Raw genomic sequence first — 17,932 nt, 5'->3', positions numbered from 1 at the left:
CCGGTCACAGGTCACGCAGCACCGTCAAGGGCGGACGGCGAGCGGCCCCGGCGGCCGGGGTTAGCGGGGCGCTTACCTTGCCTCTGCCACCCTGGAAGGGTGACGGCGCAAGGTGTCCCGCTGCGGCGGCGGGTGCTGGTGATGATCGTGAGCGTGACCGCCTTGGCCGTCGCGCTCTTCTTGGTGCCGCTGGCGGTCGCGGTGAGCCTGCTCTACCACGACCAGACGGTGGCCTCCCTGCAACGCGACGCCGCCTGGGTCGCCACCGCCGTCCCCGACGAGGCCGACCGTGATGTGCGGGTGCCGTTGAGACTACCGACGGGCCTGCCGGGCGACCTGGCCATCGGCGGCTACACCCTGGCCGGCGCCCGGCTGTTCGGTGACGGTCCCGCCCACTCCAGCCTGGCCGCCTCCAGCAAGGACGGCCGCGTCCACGACAACGTGGAGGGCGGCTTCCTGGCCGTGTCCGCACCCGTCCCCTCCGACGAGGGCCCAGCGCTGGTCATCCGGGTGGCGACGCCGAACTCACAGGTCGAGGACCGCATTCATCAGGCGTGGCTGCTGGTGGGCGGGCTCGCGCTCATCGTGATCGCGCTGGCCGCGGGCGTGGCCGTGCGCCAGTCCGCCTGGCTCGCCGCCCCGCTGGAGCGGCTGACCGCCGCGGCGCAGGCACTCGGCGGCGGCGACTTCAGCGTCCGCGCCTCCCCCTCCGGGCTGCGCGAGGCCGACCAGGCGGGACAGGCCCTGGAATCGACCGCGCACCGCCTCGGTGACGTGCTCGCCCGCGAGCGGGCCTTCAGCGCGGACGTCTCGCACCAGCTCCGCACCGGCCTGACCGGCCTGCTGCTGGGCCTGGAATCGTCCTTGTCCCGCCCCGGCGCGGACCTGGCGCTGGCGGTCCGGGCCGCGCTGGCCAGGGGCGAGCGGCTGCAGGAGGTCATCGACGATCTGGTACGGCTCAGCCGCGACAGCCGCGTGCCGACCGAACAGCTCGACGTCAGCGGGCTGATGGAGGAGATCCAGCAAGAGTGGCACGGCCCGCTGGCCGAGCAGGGCCGCCGCCTGACCATCACCGTGGAGCCTGGACTGCCGCCCGTGACGGCCCAGCCCGCGGCCGTGCGGCAGATCCTGCGCGTCCTGCTCGACAACGCGCTGCGCCACGGCCACGGCGAGGTCGCGGTCACCGTTTCCGACGTGGGCCCCGGGCTGGCCATAGAGGTGAGCGATAACGGGCCCGGCTTGGCCGAAGGGGCGGACCCCTTCCTCAGATCCAGCGGCCACAGCCACGGCATCGGCCTCGCTCTGGCCCGCTCGCTGGCCGAGGCCGAGGGCGGCAGGCTGGTGCTCAGCCGAGCCAGGCCACCGCTGTTCAGCCTGCTGCTGCCCGGTCAGGGCTCATAGCGGTAACCGCGCCCCCGCACCGTGACGATCCGCTCCATCCCCTCGCCGTGCTCGGCCAGCTTGCGACGCAGCGCGAACACGTGCACGTCCAGCGTCTTGGTGGGGCCGAACCAGTTCTCGTCCCACACCTCGTCCATGAGCTGCTCACGCGTCACCACCTCGCCCGCCCGGCTCACCAGCGCCGCCAGCAGATCGAACTCCTTCGGCCGCAACGCCACCTCCGCCTCCCCGACGTACGCGCGCCGGGCGGGCAGGTCGAGCCGCAACCGCCCGGCGGTCACCATGCGCTCCCCCTGTGCGGGGCCACGCCGCCGCAGGTGGGCACGGATCCTGGCCATCAACTCGGTCAACCGGAACGGCTTGGTCAGGTAGTCGTCAGCACCCGCGTCCAGCGCCACCACCACCTCGAACTCCTGCGTACGAGCCGTGAGAACGACGATCACCGTGTCCGGCACCCTCGACCGCAACCGCCGGCACAACGCCACCCCGTCCAGATCGGGCAGCCCAAGATCCAGCAGGACGAGATCCGGCTGGTGCCGATCGGCCGTCTCCAGCCCCTCGGCTCCCGACGCGGCCGGCTCCGCGTCGTACCCCTGCGCCGCCAGCGCCTCGACCAGCTCAGACCTGATGATCAGATCGTCCTCCACGACCAGCACACATGTCATGCTGCCGATCGTACGTACTGCGGGTATGCGCCTGACATCGCCTGACTCGACTCCCCTGGACCTGTGGCCCACGTGACTTCGACCATCAGAGGGGGTGCAGATAACCCGCGCGGACATCCTGATCAACGAGACGGTAGGGCCTCCCCAGGTCAGCCCGAGCTGTGCCATCGACGTAGGGTCTGAGACGCGAACTGATTCCCACACTGCCTGCCCGGCGCCAGTAGAGCGAGAGGGGATGACTCGGATGGGCTTGGAAGTCGAGAGTCGACCGTCCGATTCGCCGTACATCGCGCGGGTGTGGCGGAGCCGCAGCGATGACGTCGACCGGATGACGTCGATTGCGGCAGCGCATTGGGATCTGGTCTTCTGGGAGCACCGCGGTCGGGTCAACGTGGCCGTTCAAGGGCCGGAGACGAAGGCGAGTCCGGCCCCCGTTCCCGAAGACGCCACGTTCTTCGGGATCAGCTTCTCGCTCGGCACGTCGATGCCGCATCTTCCGATCAACCGGCTCGTCGACGGTTCTGCGGAGATCCCCGATGCGACGCGCAGATCGTTCTGGCTGAAGGGTTCCGCCTGGCACCGTCCCGACTACGACAACGCCGAGGCGTTCGTACGGCGGCTGGTGCGTGAGGGTGTTCTGGACTGCGACCCGATCGTTGCCGCGGTGCTTCGTGGCGCGTCGCCGGACGTGTCCGAGCGCACCCTCCAGCGGCGCTTCGTGGCGGCGACCGGACTCACCCGCGGTGCCGTCCGGCAGATCGATCGTGCCAGGCAAGCGGCGGTCCTGATCCGGGACGGTGTGCCGGCCCACGACGTGATCCACCGGCTCGGATACTTCGACCAACCCCACCTGGCGCGGTCGCTGACCCGTTATGTCGGGCGGACCGCCACGCAGTTGAGCGACCGGGATCCGTCGGAGCCGCTGTCGCTTCTGTACAAGACCTGAGCACTCGTTCCCACCTAGCCTCTCCCAGGCGCGGCCATCGGGCCGACCGCCGCCCTGGAACAGGAAGGTCGTCCGGCGTGGTCGCGCTGACCTGCGCCCGCAAGTAGACCCCATCACCGAGAGACTCTGGAGATCAGCCATGAACACCGTCACCTCCAAGGACGGCACCCCCATCGCGTTCGAACGCCACGGCGAGGGCACGCCGCTGATCCTCGTGGACGGCGCCTCCTCGTACCGGGCGTTCAACCCGCTCGGACCCCAGCTCGGCGATCTGCTCGGCGCGTCCCACACGGTCTACGCGTACGACCGCAGGGGTCGCGGAGACAGCGGCGACACCTCCCCCTACAGCGTGGACCGCGAGATCGAGGACCTGGGGGCGCTCATCGCCGAGGCAGGCGGAACGGCCCACGTCCTCGGCTTCTCCTCGGGCGCGGTGCTCGCCCTGGACGCGGCCGCCGCCGGGCTGCCCATCATCCGGCTGACCCTGTACGAGCCCCCGTTCGTGGTCGACGACAGCCGCCCGGCCGTACCCGGCGACTACCTGGAACGCCTCGACGCCCTCCTGGCCGAGGGACGTCGCGGCGAGGCACTGGAACTGTTCTTCAGCACGGCGGCCGGCTTCCCGGCGGAGTTCGTCGCCGGAATGAAGGCCGATCCGATCTGGGCCGCGTTGGAGGCCATCGCCCCGACCACCGCCTATGACGGCCGCATCATGGCGGACACGATGACCGGTCGCCCCCTCCCGCGCGACCGCTGGTCCTCCGCCTCCGTCCCCACACTCGTGCTGTACGGCGGGGCGAGCGAGTCCTGGCTCGTGAACGCCGCCCGCGCGGTCTCCGGCCTCCTCCCCCAGGCCGGCCTGCGCGCCCTGCCCGACCAGACGCACAATGTCACCGCCGAAGCCCTGGCCCCCGCACTGGCCGCCTTCTTGGCCGGCGGAGAGCGCGCCTGAGCCCGCGGCCGCTTCCCCAGGGCGCCCAGCATGCAGGTCACGCCCGATCGATTGCTCATCCGCCCGGCACCGCAGGGCTACTCCGATCTCAACTAACAGTCATGTAGCGCGGTCACCGTCGAGTCGCAGGCCTCTCTCCACCCGAGGAGACCCATGCTCAGACGACTCGCCCTCACCCTCGCGACCGCACTCACGTTCGTGATCGCGCCGTCCACCGCGGCCGCCGCCGCGACGGTCACCAACGTCGCCCACCGGGGCGCCTCGGCGTACGCGCCCGAGAACACGGTCGCGGCCTTCCAGCTGGCCGGCAGGCAACGGGCCGACCTGTTCGAGCTCGACGTACAAGAGACCAAGGATCACGAACTGGTCCTGATGCACGACACGACGCTGTCGCGCACCACCGACGTGGAGCGCGTCTTCCCCGGCCTGTCCCCGTGGAACGTCGGCGACCTCACGCTCAAACAGATCCGCAAGCTGGACGCCGGCTCGTGGTTCGGCGGCAAGTTCGCCGACGAGCGCGTGCCCACGCTGGGCGAGGCGCTGCGCGCGATGGGCGGGTCGGGAATGGGCCTGCTGCTGGAGATCAAGGCCCCGGAACTCTACCCGGGCATCGAGGACCGCGTCGCGGACGAGCTGCGCCGCCATCCCGGCTGGCTCGCGCCGGGACGGCTGGCGGTGCAGTCGTTCGAATGGGACTCGATGCGGACCTTCCACAAGCTCCTGCCCGACGTACCGATCGGGCTCCTGGGCACGCCGTCCACGGCCCAGCTGCCCGAGCTGGCGAAGTTCGCCGACCAGATCAACCCGCCGCACACCACGCTGACCGCCGCCTACGTACGCCGCGTGCACCACCTCGGCATGCAGGTCCTCACCTGGACAGTCGACGACCCGGGGGTCATGCGCCGCCTGCTGACCTACCGCGTGGACGGCATCATCACCAACAAACCCGACGTCCTACGCGATCTGCTCCGCTCCTAGGCCAGGCGCGCGTCGTCATGCCATCGCGCGTGCGGTGCTGGAGTACCGGTCGGACAGGCGTCGGCCGACGCGTTGCAGGGGCCGCTCCAGAAACCGGTGACTCAGCCAGCTTGCCGGCAGGAGCAGGCCGACGAAGATCACGCTGATGCCGATCTGCGCGGGCAGGGGTGACCAGCGCATCTCCCCCGCCAGCCGCATGACGACGAGGAGGAGCGGCAGATGGACCAGGTAGAGGGAATAGCTGATCGTGCCGAGCCAGGCGAGGAAGGCAGGAATGCGACGGGCTCTCCAGGCCATGGCGGTCGCGAAGGTGGCGCCCGCCAGGACGATGGTCAGGCTCCACACGTCCGGCTGCACCCACCACCAGCCGGCGTTGATCGCCCAGAGGGGAATCGAGGTCACCAGCAAGACGGCGATGGCCACCGGCCACAGCGGGCCTTCGCCGCGTTCCCACCGGCGGATCGCGGTGCCGGTGAACATGATCGCGAGGATCGCCACGCCGAACCACGGGACGTGGCTGCCCAACAGGACCAGCGCCAGCGCCATGACGCCCAGGACGCAGGCTCCGGCCGTACGCGCGTGTCCTGAGATCACACACGTCAGGCCGATGACGAACACCCCGAACGACAGCCAGGCCAGCCACCCGCCCGACAGCGGCGCCCCGGACAGCGCGATGCCCGCCACGAGGGCGATCACCCCGAGCAAGACCGGGAGCAGGCCGCGACGGTCGCGTACACCGGCCACGAACAGCGCGACGACCAGCAGATAGAAGACCATCTCGTACGACAGCGTCCACATGGTGTTCAGCACCCCGGCCGCGCCCACCGCGTCCATCAGCATCGTGGCGTGCGCGGCCACCGAGGAGGCGTCCCTGGGCACCTCCTGGCGGATGGGGATCCACCATGACAGGGCCAGGACCAGGCCGATGACCGCGAGGTAGAGCGGGTAGAGGCGGAAGACGCGGCCGATCCAGAAGGCCCGCACGTCGCCGTGCCGTTCCAGCGAGGTCGGGATGATGTATCCGCTGACCAGGAAGAACACCAGCACGCCGTACACGCCCAGGTTGAGCGAGGTGGGCCGTAACCAGGGCATGGCCCAGGTCGTCAGGTGCTCGCCGACGACCGCGAGGGCGCCGATGCCGCGCAGCGCATCCAGCCAGGCCAGCCTGGGAGGCGCCGTCTGCACCACTTGTGGGGCTTCAGGAGGGGCGATCGCCATATGCCCCAACGTATCGGAGTGGTGATCCGCTGACGGACTCATCGACCGCGTTCGCATCCGCTCTCGGGGTTGCCGACACCGCGGGCATCGACTGGATCGAGCTCGGCATCCAGGTCGCCCTGGCCGCATTGGGCGTCTCGCTGTCGGTCGGCCTGTACGGCAGGCGGCGCGAGTAGCGGCAGGTGCGGGCACGGCCCTACGGCGGGGAGCGGGAGTCTAGGCGCGCAAGGCCGGCCGAAGCAGGTCGAAACGTCCCGCCTCGGGGAGCCGCACGGCGATCATGGCGATGTCGTCCTTGTTCGCTACGGGCATCCGGGCGAGCAGCTCGTCCGAGAAGACGTCGAGGGGTGCGCGGGACAGCGAGGCGGCGTGCCCGCGCAGGCGTTCCAGTCCCACGTCGATGTCCTCACTGGGCACCTCCACGAGGCCGTCGGTGTAGAGCAGCAGGGTGCCGCCCGCGGGCAGCGCCGCGACGGCGCTGGTGCGCGGCTCGCCGCCGTTCAGGCCGAGAAGCGGGTTGCCGGCGTCCTCGAGGTAGGCGGCCGCACCGTCGTGGGTGACCAGCAGCGGTGGCGGGTGCCCGGCGACGGAGTAGTTGAGCCGCCACTCTCCGTCGTCACCGCCTTCCAGGCGGGCGAGGACGCAGGTCGCCGTGCCTTCGCGATGGAAGACCTCAGTGGCGACGTTGAGGCGGCTCAGGATGTCGCCAGGGGGTTCACGCCGGTCCATGGCAAGGCCGCGGAGCATGTTGCGCAGCTGGCTCATGGTGACCGCGGCGGCAAGGTCGTGTCCGGCGACGTCGCCGATGGTCAGGATGGCGGCGCCGTCGGGGAGCAGGAAGGAGTCGTACCAGTCTCCGCCGATCTCGGCGGTGGTGACGCTCGGCCGGTAGCGGGCGGTGATCTCGAGCCCGGGCAGCTCAGGCGGGTCGGGAAGCAGATAGTGCTGCAGCGCCAGGGCCACCCGCTGGGTGTGCTGGAACCGCAGTGCGTTGCTGAGGTGAGCGTGGGCGTGGGCGAACATCCGGCCCAGGAGGTCGACATCGGCGGCGCTTAGCGGTTCGCGGTCGCCACTGACTGTGACGTCGACGATCGCGGCCACCGCACCGTCGACGAACACCGGCACGAGGGCCATGCTGTTGATTCCGGCTCTGACGAAGAAGTCCTCGGCCCCCGTCGGCACCACGCCGGGTGGGGGAGCTCCGCTGGGGAAGACATGGCGGACCGGGCGGCGGGTCCTGATCACATCGGCGAAGCCGCTGTCAGGTTCGAAGCGCTCGGTACGCCGCATCCGGGGCGGGGGCATCCCTTCCCGATTGGTGGTGATCGCCCGTTCGGCGATGAACGGCCGGGAGATCGACTGGTCGTCGTCCGCGAACTGGGGAAGGAGGTAGATGCCGCATCCGTCCGCCAGGGTCGGGACGATCACCTTGGAGAGCATGTCCAGCACCTCCTCCAGATCGGCCACGTCCTGGGTCGCCGCCGCGGTCTGGTCGAGCAGCGTCCTGCGCCGGGCGTCCTGCCACTCCTGCTCGATGTCGGCGCAGGCGCCGACCCACTCGACGACCTCGCCGTCCTCGATGACGGGCACGGCACGCGATCGGATATGCCGGTACGTGCCGTCCGGCATCACCAGCCGGTAGACCTGCTCCAGGTGGCTCTGCCGCAACATCGCCTGGTAAGCCGCCTCCTCGGACGGCGCGCGGTCGTCGGGATGGATGACCTGCAGCCACCCGTCGCCTCGGTATTCCTCCCAGGTCTGTCCGCTGAGCCGCTGCCACCCGGGACTCGGCTCGGTTATCCGGCCCAGACGATCGCCCACCCACACCGCCTGGGTATCGATCTGCAGGAGGCTCTGGTAGCGCTGGATGGCTCTGGTCTGGACGGCCCCGAACTCCAGCTCCGGGACGACATGGTCGGTGACCTCCGTGATGACGATCAGCACGCCGCCTTCGCCGGACGCCAGCGAGATCTTCGACATGCTCGCCGAGGCATAGCGCTCGCGCCAGGGTTGACCCTTGTCGCGGAACTCGAACGGGACCTCGCTCAGAGTGATCGTCTGCCCGGTTTCCAGCACCTGGTCGAGTTGCGAGACGTAGCCCAGCGGGCGTAGGTCGCTGAACACCTCGCGGCCGGGCAGGCTGCGCGTGCGTTCGCCGACGATCTTCTGGTAGGCGTGGTTGGTGTAGACGAGCCGATGGTCGGTTCCGCTGGTCGCGGCGATCCCCACGGGAACGGAGTCGAACATGTCCAGCGGCAGGCCTCCGGACAGCCGTGTATCCGCGCTGCTCACCCTTGGCTTCCCCCGCCCCCAGCGCCCCTTGGACGCGGTCCGCGCTCCCCCGAGCGCAGACTGTTATGTCGCCGGCCATCCCCTCAATCAGGAAATTATCGGTGTATCCGGGTAAACGGGGGCCAAAGCGCAAGACATCAGCTCATAAGTAGCCGCCTCTCGCCACCTCGGCGACGTCCGCCCACCTGGCACTCTTCAGCATGCCGAACGTCCCGGATGTACGTGCGCACCTGCCGGCGCAGGACGTGATCTTCGTCTCCGGTGGGAGTGGCCACCGGTACGGGGCGGAAGCGTCAGTGATCGTCCCAATGCCCGTCGTGCCAAGCGTGCCGGTGCCCGTCATGCACGTAGTCCATGTGATCCTGGTGCGGGATCGCCACATGGCCACAGCCCGGCTCGTGCTGGTGCGCATGCCCGTCGTGCTGGGCATGGCCGGTGGCGTCGCACTCGTCGAAGTGCCCGTCGTGCGGGCGGTGCACATGCCCGTCATGCACGTAGTCGGTGTGGTCTTGATGCGGGACGGCGACGTGACCGCAGCCGTCGCCATGCTTGTGACCGTGTTCGCCGTGTGGGCGGTGCTCAGCGGTAACAGCCATTGTTCCTCCATTCTCAGGTGGCCAATCGCTGCGAAATTACCGTCCGCATTCGCACGGCACAATCACCCGGAGGGAAAAACAGGTCTCCTTATCCTTTGCCAAGCTTTGGCGGAAATAGCATTTCCCTGTTACCAGGAAATAAATCTGTTTAGGACGACAACGGAGTAATGCGCCGTTGCCCCTCTCGTACCGGGGAGAAGAGAAAAGCGAGAGTGAAAACGAGACCGGCGAGCAGGGCGATGGACGCGCCGGCGATGTTCCAGACGGCTGAGATCTGCACTCCGGCCAGGCCGCAGGCCGTGCCGATCAGCGTCGCGAGCGGGAACAACAGGGTGATCCTGTCGGTGAGCAGGCGGGCGGTCGCCGCGGTCGGCGAGCTGCATCACCGCCCGGAGACGCCGGCTCCCCCTGTGGGAGTGACGGTGGGAAAACCCCGGGTCAGCCGGTGCGGAGCTGGTCGAGGAGGGAGGTTCGGACGTCGCAGTCGCCGAGCGCGAACGAGTCGGCCAGAGCGATCAGGTCGTCGTCGCCGAGTCCGCGGAACAGCTCGGCGTACTCGTACGCCAGGGGCTGGGCGACCGTGAGGTTCAGGATGAGGGTACGGACCCAGTCGAAGCGGCCCCACGGGTAAGGCTCGAACGAGGGGAACTCGCGTGCGATCATGGCTTGGAACGGCTCGGTCACCTCGACGACACCCTGGCCGTCGCTGCCCCACTGGTCGGCGCCCAGGCGGTTCTTCTTCGCCACGAAGTCGCCGAATCGGGTCAGGTACGCGGAGTCCGGCCGGACCATGACCACGCCCTGCCGTCCGAGATCCTTGTACATCCAGATCGACCAGCCGGCTCCGTCGCGGCGGTAGATGTCGAGCTGGTCGTCGAGGAGTTGCCGGCGCATGGCGTCGACCCGCTCGTCACCGGTGTAGATGGGGCCGAACTCCCCCACCCAGACCGGGGTCCCGGTACGGCGGCTGTATTCGGTGCGCTCGGCGTACTTGGCTTCGAGCGCCGCTTTGTCGAAGTATTTGCCATCGGTGCGGCCGGGGTAGTCTCCGCCCCGGCCCAGGCCGGGGGCGGCGTAATCGTGGCAGACGTAGACGGTGTTCTCCCACGGTTCGGCGAAGATGTCGAACTCCGTCGAGTACGTGTTTCCGTCGAGGAACAGGATGTGACGGTTGTCGACCTTGCGAATGGCCTCGACCAGGCGGCGGTAGAAAGGCCCGACCACGGCCCGCGATTCGTCCGCGGGTTCGTTGATCGGGTTGTACCCGGCCACCCACGGATTGTCCTTGTAGTGGTCCGCGATATGCTCCCACATCGCCACCACCCGATCCTGGAAATGGGGGTGGTCCCAGAATGCGGGCCGGTGCGTGGGGTTGTCCGAGTGCCAGTGGTGATTCTGCGAGCCCGGCAGCGCGTGCAGGTCGACGACCGAGTAGATCCCGTGCCGCGCGCACGCCTCGATGGCCCGGTCCAGGTGCCGGAACCCGTCCTCCTTGAACGCGAACGGCTTGCTGTCGTCCTCGAAATGACGATAGTTGACCGGGAACCGCACGCAGTTCAGGCCGGCGTCGGCCAGCAGTTTCGCGTCCTCGTCAGCGAAGAACGCGGTCAGCAGCCGCTCGAAGAAGAGCTCATAACGGTCGTCGCCGAGCACCGCGCGGACCGTGCTCCGCATCAGCGATTCGTTACCGGAATAGCCGGTGATGAAGTTCTCCATGTTCAGCCAGCCGCCCACGGCGACTCCCCGCAGGCGTACGGCGGTGTCCGTCTCGTCGACGAACCGACGGCCGGCGGTACGCAGAAACGTCATGTCCTCTGTTCCCCATCTGCTATTTGAGGGCGCCGGCCGCCAGGCCGCGCTCGAAGAGACCCTGCAGGCACAGGTAGGCCGCGATCTCGGGGATCGCGGTGATCACCGCGCTGGCCAGGACCTTGGTCTGGTCGTTACTGAACTGGCTGACGAAGAACTGCGGCAGCAGCGTGATCGTCTGCTTGGCCGGGTCCTGGATGAGGACCAGCGGCAGCAGGTAGGAGTTCCAGGCGCCGATCAGCGTCAGCACGACGATGGCCGCGCCGATGGGCCGCGTCAACGGCAGGACGATGTAGCGGAAGGCCGTGAAGATGCCGGCGCCGTCGACCCGCGCGGCGTCGAACAGCGAATCGGGCACGCCATCGATGAACTTGCGGGCGAGCAGCACGGCGAAGGGAATCTGCAGCGCCGCCAGCGGCAGCACGACCGCCCAGTAGGTGTCGTACACGCCCAGGGCCAGGGTGGTGGCGAACAGTGGCGTGAGCAGGACGACCTCGGGCAGCGTGAGCGCGGCCAGGATCATCCAGAAGTAGACCTCCTTGCCGCGGATGTGCAGCTTGGAGAACCCGAACGCGGCGAACATGGTCAGGACGTACACGATCAGGATCGTCGAGACGGCGATGACGGCGCTGTTCCTGAAGAACGTCCCGACCGCGCCGACCGCGAACACCGCCCGGTAGTTGCCCAGTCCCTCGCCCGCCAGCGACCCCTGGACCATGGCGACCAGCGGGAACACGTACGGGATGATCAGCAGGGTGGCGAGGAGCTGGAGCAGCAGCCTGGTCGAGCGGCGACGGGCTTCAAACACCGGGCTCACGGTCCTTTCTGTTGGCACGGGTGGCGACGGCGATCGCGCCGAGCAACGCCAGGACGAGCAGCATGATCGACAGGGCCGCCCCGTAACCGACATGGGCCTGCGGGATGCTGACCCGGTAGATGTAGGTGCCGAGGAACTCCGTGCTGTAGTTGGGCCCGCCGATGGTCACCAGGTACGGCACGTCGAACGTCTTCAGCGCCCCGATCACGCCGAGCATCCCCAGCGCCACCGTCGTCCCCCTGACTCCCGGCCAGACGATGCTCACCAGGATCCGGAGGTTGCCGGCCCCGTCGGTGCGCGCGGCTTCCAGGGTCTCCGGGTCGATCTGACCCATCGCCGCGTAGTAGAGGACGAACGTCAGGCCGGTGAACTCCCAGACGGTGATGAACATGATGACCGGCATCGCTGTACTCGACTGGGCCAGCCACGGCTGGGCCAGGAAGCCGAGGCCGATGTGCTCCAGGGCCCAGTTGAGCTGGCCGTCGGCGGCGAACATCTGCCGGAACACCGGCGCCATCGTGGCCGGCGCGATGACCACCGGCGTGAACACGAGCACCTTGTAGACGGCGGTGAGCCTGATCTTCGAGTGCAGCACCGCCGCGAAGACGAACCCGACGAGGGTCTGCACGGCGAAGGTGACGACGAAGAAGACGACCGTGTGCCAGAGGGCGAGCCAGAAGACGGGGTCGCTCAGGATCTCGGTGTAGTTGCGCGCTCCCACCGCGGTGGGGGTCGGGCTCGTGCCGTCCCAGTCCAGCGTGGAGAGGTAACCGGTCTCGATGATGCAGTAGTAGATGAGGCCGACGACGAGCACGAAAGCAGGCGTGATCCACGGCAGGCCCGAGGGGCGCAGGCTCCTGGCTCGGCGCGGCGGGGAGATCGCGGTGGACGGCGGACGGCGCGTCCCGTCCTTCTGCGAGGTGATGGAGGTCATGGGTCTTCCCGCGCGGCTACTTGATCTTCTCGGCCGTGGTCTGCAGGGTCGCCGCGGCCTGCTCCGGCGTCGCCTGCCCGGCGGCCACGGTGGTGGACGCGACGCCGATCGCGGTCTGCAGGTCGGCGCTCACCGTCGCCAGGCGGGGCTCGCTCGACTGGCCCGAGTCCTTGATCAGCTTCTCCAGCGCCGGCTGCTGCACGGAGGGGTTGACCAGCTTGACGGCGTCCCAGTTCGGCTGGGCGCTGGTCAGCGCCGGGATGTCGTTGAGGATGTCGGCCACGGCCTGCTGGCCGTCCTGCGAGGTCCCGAGCCAGGTGACGAAGGTCGTTGCGGCGGCGATGGACTTGGACTTCTTGTTCACGGCCAGCCCGAAGTCCGCGTCACCGTAGAGGGCCCCGACGTGGCCGGTGCCCGCCACGTCCGGGAACGGGATGGGGATCTGGGTGAACGGCTTCGGGCTCGCGACGCCGGCCCCGGAGATGGCGGCCGTGTTGCCTTCCACCGTGGAGTACTGCATGTACCAGGTGCCCATCATGACCATCGCGTACTTGCCGGACATGAAGCCGTTGTTGGCGTCCGGGTACTGTTGCACGCCGAGCGCGCCCTCCTGCATGATCCCGTCGTCGAACAGCCGCTTCCAGATGGTCAGCGCCTTGACGACGGCCGGGTCGGTCCACTTGGCCTCGCCCTTCAGCGCCTTCTCCCACACGCCCGGCTGGACGTTGTCGGTGATCGCCTGCAGCGTGTCCTCGTTGAACGCCGGCTGCCCGGCGCCCTGCACGAAGCAGCCGACATCGTGCGACTTGAAGGCCGCGCAGACCTTCTTCCACTCGTCGTACGTCTTGGGTGGGGTCAGCCCGTACTTGTCGAACAGGTCCTTGTTGACCCAGACCGTTCCGGAGAAGACCGACCCGACCGACATGGCGGCGAGCTTGCCGTCCGTGGTCAGGCTCGACACCCCGATCGGGGCCAGCTTGGACTTCCAGTCCGTCCCCAGGGTCTTCTGCACGGCGGGCGTGAGGTCGACGGCGTTGACACCGTAGATGCCGACCGCGCCGTTGGCCGCCCCGGGCGCGACGGCGAAGACGTCCGGGCCGACCGACGAGGCCAGCGCCGGCCGGATCGCCGCGTCGTAGCCGTCGATGGTCAGCTTCTTGAAGGTGACCTTGATGTTCGGATGCACCTTGTTGAACGCCTTGATGTACGCCTCGGCGGGCGCGGCGTCGGGTGTCCACCCCCACCAGGTGATGTCGCCCGAGTCTGCCGAGCCCTTGTCCGCGGTCTCGGTCGAAGCTCCACCCGCACACCCGGCAAGCGTCAGCCCGGTGGCCATGAACAAGGCCACGGCTCCGGTGAGACGGCGCTTCCTGGCTCGAGGGGATCCCAGCATGTGATCTCTCCTTGCACGTGATGGCACGTACTGGTCGTTTCGACGCCGAGCCGCCCTCCGGAACGGAAGCGACGGGGGTGCCTTGGGCTCATGCGGACAGAACGACCGAACGACGAAAGCCGGACGGCTCTGTCGGTATCCGAAAGTTTCGGAAAGTGTCCTTGCTCGTGAGCAGCGAAACACCGTGCGAAGGACAGTGTCAAGAACTTCGCCCGAATTCGTTTCCGAGAAGTTTCGAAGGATGCACTGCCGACCGTCCTCTCGCCCTTGGGGCGGACCCGGGTGGCCCACCGGATCGCGTCACGGCCATCTGCCGCTCACGCTGCGGGAATCCCATCGCCCGCGTGGTCTACGTGCCCGTTGTCAGCGATGCTACGGTGATAGAAAGTTTCCGAACATCATGGTGAGAGGTGTCGTGGCGACCGAACACGAGAGCACGACGGTGCGCAGGCGGGTGCGGGGCGCGCCGCGGCGCGCCATCGGCGACCGCGTGACCATCGCGATGGTCGCCCGGGAGGCGGGCGTGTCCGCGCCGACCGTGAGCAAGGTGCTCAACGGCCGTGACGCGGTCGGCCCGGAGACCCGCCGCAGGGTCGAGGACGCCCTGGCCTCGACGGGCTACGAGCGCCGCGGCCGGTCCGAGCCGGGCAGGGCCGGCCTCGTGGATTTCGTGATCACCGAGCTCGACACCGCGTGGGCCTGCGAGCTGCTGCGCGGCGCCGAGCAGGAGGCGTACCGGCTGGGCACCCGCCTGGTCCTGACCGTCACCCACGACCGGCAGGCCCACCCGCGCGAGTGGTTCAAGACCCTCGCCTCGCGGCAGACCGACGGCGTGGTGCTCGTGCTGTCGAGCAGCACCCGCCAGATAGCCCCCGAGCGGCTGCGCTCGATCGACGCCCCCTTCGTCGTCATCGACCAGATGGGCGGGTACGACCAGAACGTCCCGACCATCGGCGCCACCAACTACGCGGGCGGCTTCGCGGCCACCGAGCACCTGACCGAGCTGGGCCACCGCCGCATCGGCATGATCACCGGGCCCGACGACGTCCGGTGCGGCCTGGAACGCCTCGACGGCTATCGGGCCGCGCTCGGCCGGGCCGGGCTGTCCCCCGACGCGGACCTGGTCCGGCAGGGCGACTTCTACGCCGGGGGCGGCCGCCGCGGCGCGGCCGAACTGCTCGACCTGCCCGAACCTCCCACCGCCATCTTCGCCGGGTCCGACCAGCAGGCGACGGGGGTATACGACGAAGCCCACGCCAGGGGCCTGCGCATCCCCGACGATCTCAGCGTGGTCGGCTTCGACGACGTGGACATGTGCGAGTGGATGACGCCGCGGCTGACCACCGTCAGGCAGCCGCTCGCCCAGATGGCCGTGCTGGCCGTACGGAATGTGCTGGAGACCACGCACTTGCCGGGCGAGCACCCGCTGCGCCTCGAACTGTCCACCCGCCTGGTGGTGCGGGAGAGCACGGCGCCGTGGAAACCGCCGCGCCGCCGCAGGTGAGACGGCGGGCGGCGGTGCGGGTCACGGCAGCGGCACGCCGAGCACGTCGCGCCAGGAGTACTGCGGCTCGTAGCCCAGCTCGTCACGCGCCCTGGCGCTGCTCAGCAGGCTCTCGTACGCCTCCAGCGGACGGTGTGCCGGCACGTCCGGGAACATCGACGCGGCCAGCTCGGCCGAGGGCCGGTCCATCAGCGTGTCCCGCGCGGCGATGATGTACGCCGGGGCGCCCGTGACCTCGGCGAGCAGCGCCCGGCGGCAGGCCTGGGCGACGTCGCGGACGTCGACGTAGCTCCACAGGTTGAACGCCCGTTCCAGCGGATCGGCCCAGCAGGACGGGAGCTTCCGGTAGTCGGCGGCATCGTGCACGTTCGACAGCCGCAAGCCGACGATCGGGATGCCGGACCACGAGGAGATGTGCTCGGCCAGCGTCTCCCCGATCACCTTCGACAACGCGTACGCCGAGTTGGGGTGCGGGTAGTGGTCCTCGTCCACGGGCAGGTAGCGCGGCGGGGCCTGCGGCCCGAACGGGAATCCCAGCGTGGTCTCGCTCGACGTCCACACGATCCGGCGGGTGCCGAGCTTGGCCGCGGCGAGGAAGACGTTGCTGTTCATGGCGGTGTTGCCGGTGAACGTGCGGGCGTCGGTGTAGAAGCCCGGCGCGGGGATGGCCGCGAGGTGGACCACGGCGTCCATCCCGGTCAGCGCGTCGACGGTGTCGCCGAAGTCCGTCAGGTCGGCGCGCAGCAGCGGGGTGCCCAGCTCCTGGTAGAAACCGCCGCGGTCGCCCGGCGCTCCGGTCACGTCGACGGCGCGGACGTCGTGTCCGTGGGCGAGCAGATCCTGGACCACGGCGCGCCCGGCCTTGCCGTTCGCCCCTGTCACCGCGATGTTCACGGCCGGCCTCACTTTCACGATGTTGTCGATGGGTACGGGTGAGAGTATCGATAGTAATCATCGAAACACCGCGGGTGGTTCGGTCGTGGCCAGCAGCCATCTGACAGGCGAAGATACGGGTACGTCAAAGAATTCCCGACCGTTGACACCCTTGACGTCCTTCGACATGCGGTTCTACGTTGGCTCTGAGCTGTAGAAGTTTCGGAGACTTTTCCGAAACATTTCTCCATGGCATCCAGGGCTGATCGCATCAGGACCACTCACAGATCCGGAGACTCGTAGTGAAGGTTCTCTACATCGGCGGCACCGGCACGATCAGCTCGTCCTGCGTGGCCGAGTCGGTGCGCCAGGACATGGACGTCCACGTCCTGAACCGCGGCCGCACCGCCGGCGTCCGGCCCCTCCCCGACGGCGTCACCACGATCACCGGCGACGTCCAGGACCCGGAGTCGATGCGCCAGGCCCTCGACGGCGCCTCCTACGACTGTGTGGTCAACTTCCTCAGCTATGACGCAAAGGACGCCTCGGCCGCCGTGGACCTGCTGGCAGGCCGTACGGGTCAGTACATCCACATCAGCACCGCCTCGATGTACCACAAGCCGGTCCGGCGGGTGCCGTTCGTGGAGTCGACCACGCGGCACAACCCCTACCTGACCTACGCCCAGGAGAAGATCGCCGCCGAGGACGTCCTGCGGCGCGCGTACGAGGAGCGCGACTTCCCGGTCACCATCGTGCGGCCCTCGCACACCTACGACGACGCCCGCCCGCCGCTGCCCGGCGACTGGACCGCCTGGGACCGGATCGTGCGCGGCGACGAGCTGGTCGTTCCCGGCGACGGCACCAGCCTGTGGACCCTGACGCACGCGGAGGACTTCGCCGTGGGCCTCGCCGGGCTGATCGGGAACTGGCAGGCGATCGGCGAGGACTTCCACATCACCTCCGACGAGGCGCTCACCTGGAACGAGATCTACGACATCATCGGGCGGACGGCGGGGACGCGGGCCCGGCTGCTGCACCTGCCCTCGGAGTTCCTGCCGGTCGTGGCCCCCGACTGGTTCTGGTCCAACCTGATCATCGGTGACCTGTCGCACAGCGCGGTGTTCGACAACACCAAGATCAAGCGATTCGTCCCGTCGTTCCGGCCGGCGATCACCTGGCCGGCCGGCGCCAGGCGGCTGCTGGAGTGGCGTGCCGGCCACGCCGAGCACGCTCGGCCGAACCCCGAGACCGACGCGCTGCTGGGGCGTCTGGTCGAAGGCCACCAGGCCGCGGTGGCCGCGGTGGCGAAGCTGGCACCGTGACGCGGCTCCAGGGGAGACGCGCGAGGTCACCCTCTCGCTGCACGCCGACCAGACCTCCTACACCGGGGCGGCGGGGCGGCGGCAGGTGGATCCCGGTGAGGTCGAGCTGCGTGTCGGGGCCTCCAGCGCCGACATCCGCGCGGCCATTCCCGTCTCGATGACCGGGCCGCGCAGGCACGTCGGCTTCGACCGGGTGATGGTAGCGAGCGTCATTCAGGGCTGACCCGTACGG

At 69.0% G+C, this 17,932-nt stretch carries 16 protein-coding genes and 1 pseudogene; 7 read left to right on the top strand and 10 right to left on the bottom strand.

The genetic code is table 11. The features are described 5' to 3' along the window. The first annotated feature begins 99 nt into the window (after positions 1 to 99). Positions 100 to 1,401, top strand: a complete 1,302-nt coding sequence (locus ACFLIM_RS24180; protein ID WP_393169025.1) for a sensor histidine kinase — start codon at positions 100 to 102, stop codon at positions 1,399 to 1,401. Here ACFLIM_RS24180 and ACFLIM_RS24175 read toward each other — a convergent pair. Further along, positions 1,389 to 2,066 carry a response regulator transcription factor gene (locus ACFLIM_RS24175; protein WP_393169023.1) on the bottom strand — a complete coding sequence of 226 codons (678 nt, stop codon included), beginning with the start codon at positions 2,064 to 2,066 and terminating at the stop codon, positions 1,389 to 1,391. The genes ACFLIM_RS24180 and ACFLIM_RS24175 overlap by 13 nt on opposite strands. Positions 2,067 to 2,394: 328 nt before the next feature. Here ACFLIM_RS24175 and ACFLIM_RS24170 point away from each other — a divergent pair, with 328 nt between their 5' ends. From ACFLIM_RS24170 to ACFLIM_RS24160, 3 genes are all read left to right on the top strand, one after another. Continuing rightward, positions 2,395 to 3,012 (top strand): helix-turn-helix domain-containing protein, encoded by a 618-nt coding sequence (locus ACFLIM_RS24170; RefSeq protein ID WP_393169021.1) that lies wholly within the window; start codon positions 2,395 to 2,397, stop codon positions 3,010 to 3,012. Positions 3,013 to 3,151: 139 nt separating this feature from the next. Then, positions 3,152 to 3,964, top strand: a complete 813-nt coding sequence (locus ACFLIM_RS24165) for an alpha/beta fold hydrolase (RefSeq protein WP_393169019.1) — start codon at positions 3,152 to 3,154, stop codon at positions 3,962 to 3,964. Between the two features lie 153 nt (positions 3,965 to 4,117). Continuing rightward, complete coding sequence (locus tag ACFLIM_RS24160) at positions 4,118 to 4,942, top strand: glycerophosphodiester phosphodiesterase (RefSeq protein WP_393169018.1); 825 nt, start codon at positions 4,118 to 4,120, stop codon at positions 4,940 to 4,942. 15 nt (positions 4,943 to 4,957) lie between these two features. Here the strand turns inward: ACFLIM_RS24160 and ACFLIM_RS24155 are convergent, their stop codons facing one another. From ACFLIM_RS24155 to ACFLIM_RS24120, 8 genes and pseudogenes are all read right to left on the bottom strand, one after another. Then, positions 4,958 to 6,160 carry an acyltransferase family protein gene (locus tag ACFLIM_RS24155; RefSeq protein ID WP_393169016.1) on the bottom strand — a complete coding sequence of 401 codons (1,203 nt, stop codon included), beginning with the start codon at positions 6,158 to 6,160 and terminating at the stop codon, positions 4,958 to 4,960. Between the two features lie 216 nt (positions 6,161 to 6,376). Beyond that, positions 6,377 to 8,452 (bottom strand): SpoIIE family protein phosphatase, encoded by a 2,076-nt coding sequence (locus ACFLIM_RS24150; RefSeq protein WP_393169014.1) that lies wholly within the window; start codon positions 8,450 to 8,452, stop codon positions 6,377 to 6,379. A 293-nt stretch (positions 8,453 to 8,745) separates the two neighbouring features. Beyond that, complete coding sequence (locus tag ACFLIM_RS24145; protein WP_393169012.1) at positions 8,746 to 9,048, bottom strand: hypothetical protein; 303 nt, start codon at positions 9,046 to 9,048, stop codon at positions 8,746 to 8,748. Between the two features lie 148 nt (positions 9,049 to 9,196). Continuing rightward, positions 9,197 to 9,403, bottom strand: a pseudogene (locus ACFLIM_RS24140) (hypothetical protein); the annotation flags it as partial. A gap of 83 nt (positions 9,404 to 9,486) precedes the next feature. Then, positions 9,487 to 10,857 carry a glycoside hydrolase family 5 protein gene (locus ACFLIM_RS24135; protein ID WP_393169010.1) on the bottom strand — a complete coding sequence of 457 codons (1,371 nt, stop codon included), beginning with the start codon at positions 10,855 to 10,857 and terminating at the stop codon, positions 9,487 to 9,489. 19 nt (positions 10,858 to 10,876) lie between these two features. Further along, on the bottom strand, positions 10,877 to 11,665 hold the full coding sequence (locus tag ACFLIM_RS24130) for a carbohydrate ABC transporter permease (protein WP_393169008.1): 789 nt from the start codon (positions 11,663 to 11,665) through the stop codon (positions 10,877 to 10,879). Continuing rightward, on the bottom strand, positions 11,658 to 12,608 hold the full coding sequence (locus ACFLIM_RS24125; RefSeq protein ID WP_393169006.1) for a carbohydrate ABC transporter permease: 951 nt from the start codon (positions 12,606 to 12,608) through the stop codon (positions 11,658 to 11,660). Before ACFLIM_RS24125 ends, ACFLIM_RS24130 begins: the two co-directional genes overlap by 8 nt. A 16-nt stretch (positions 12,609 to 12,624) precedes the next feature. Further along, positions 12,625 to 14,001, bottom strand: a complete 1,377-nt coding sequence (locus ACFLIM_RS24120) for an ABC transporter substrate-binding protein (protein WP_393169004.1) — start codon at positions 13,999 to 14,001, stop codon at positions 12,625 to 12,627. A 415-nt stretch (positions 14,002 to 14,416) separates the two neighbouring features. Between ACFLIM_RS24120 and ACFLIM_RS24115 the strand changes: the two genes are divergently transcribed. Then, a complete protein-coding gene (locus tag ACFLIM_RS24115) occupies positions 14,417 to 15,505 on the top strand; it encodes a LacI family DNA-binding transcriptional regulator (protein ID WP_393169002.1) in 1,089 nt (362 codons plus the stop codon). A 21-nt stretch (positions 15,506 to 15,526) separates the two neighbouring features. On the opposite strand, the gene ACFLIM_RS24110 is transcribed toward ACFLIM_RS24115, so the two are convergent. Continuing rightward, entirely contained in the window at positions 15,527 to 16,411 is an 885-nt protein-coding gene (locus tag ACFLIM_RS24110; RefSeq protein WP_393169000.1) for an NAD-dependent epimerase/dehydratase family protein, read from the bottom strand. A 269-nt stretch (positions 16,412 to 16,680) separates the two neighbouring features. On the opposite strand from ACFLIM_RS24110, the gene ACFLIM_RS24105 reads away from it, so the two are divergent. Continuing rightward, positions 16,681 to 17,700, top strand: a complete 1,020-nt coding sequence (locus tag ACFLIM_RS24105) for an NAD-dependent epimerase/dehydratase family protein (RefSeq protein WP_393168998.1) — start codon at positions 16,681 to 16,683, stop codon at positions 17,698 to 17,700. Continuing rightward, positions 17,588 to 17,923 (top strand): fibronectin type III-like domain-contianing protein, encoded by a 336-nt coding sequence (locus ACFLIM_RS24100; protein WP_393168996.1) that lies wholly within the window; start codon positions 17,588 to 17,590, stop codon positions 17,921 to 17,923. Before ACFLIM_RS24105 ends, ACFLIM_RS24100 begins: the two co-directional genes overlap by 113 nt. Positions 17,924 to 17,932: the final 9 nt, after the last annotated feature.

Origin of the sequence: Nonomuraea marmarensis (genome assembly GCF_043197025.1) — a bacterium.
Classification (GTDB): Bacteria; Actinomycetota; Actinomycetes; order Streptosporangiales; family Streptosporangiaceae; genus Nonomuraea; species Nonomuraea marmarensis.
Note: the sequence above shows the minus strand (reverse complement) of the source record. Positions and strands in the feature narration are given on the sequence as shown.

Excerpts from the sequence above, each read along its gene's own strand:
- ACFLIM_RS24145 (WP_393169012.1), bottom strand. The coding sequence starts at position 9,048 with ATGGCTGTTACCGCTGAGCACCGCCCACACGGCGAACACGGTCACAAG.
- ACFLIM_RS24120 (WP_393169004.1), bottom strand. The coding sequence starts at position 14,001 with ATGCTGGGATCCCCTCGAGCCAGGAAGCGCCGTCTCACCGGAGCCGTG.
- ACFLIM_RS24160 (WP_393169018.1), top strand. The coding sequence starts at position 4,118 with ATGCTCAGACGACTCGCCCTCACCCTCGCGACCGCACTCACGTTCGTG.
- ACFLIM_RS24165 (WP_393169019.1), top strand. The coding sequence starts at position 3,152 with ATGAACACCGTCACCTCCAAGGACGGCACCCCCATCGCGTTCGAACGC.
- ACFLIM_RS24125 (WP_393169006.1), bottom strand. The coding sequence starts at position 12,608 with ATGACCTCCATCACCTCGCAGAAGGACGGGACGCGCCGTCCGCCGTCC.
- ACFLIM_RS24135 (WP_393169010.1), bottom strand. The coding sequence starts at position 10,857 with ATGACGTTTCTGCGTACCGCCGGCCGTCGGTTCGTCGACGAGACGGAC.
- ACFLIM_RS24175 (WP_393169023.1), bottom strand. The coding sequence starts at position 2,066 with ATGACATGTGTGCTGGTCGTGGAGGACGATCTGATCATCAGGTCTGAG.
- ACFLIM_RS24170 (WP_393169021.1), top strand. The coding sequence starts at position 2,395 with ATGACGTCGATTGCGGCAGCGCATTGGGATCTGGTCTTCTGGGAGCAC.
- ACFLIM_RS24155 (WP_393169016.1), bottom strand. The coding sequence starts at position 6,160 with ATGGCGATCGCCCCTCCTGAAGCCCCACAAGTGGTGCAGACGGCGCCT.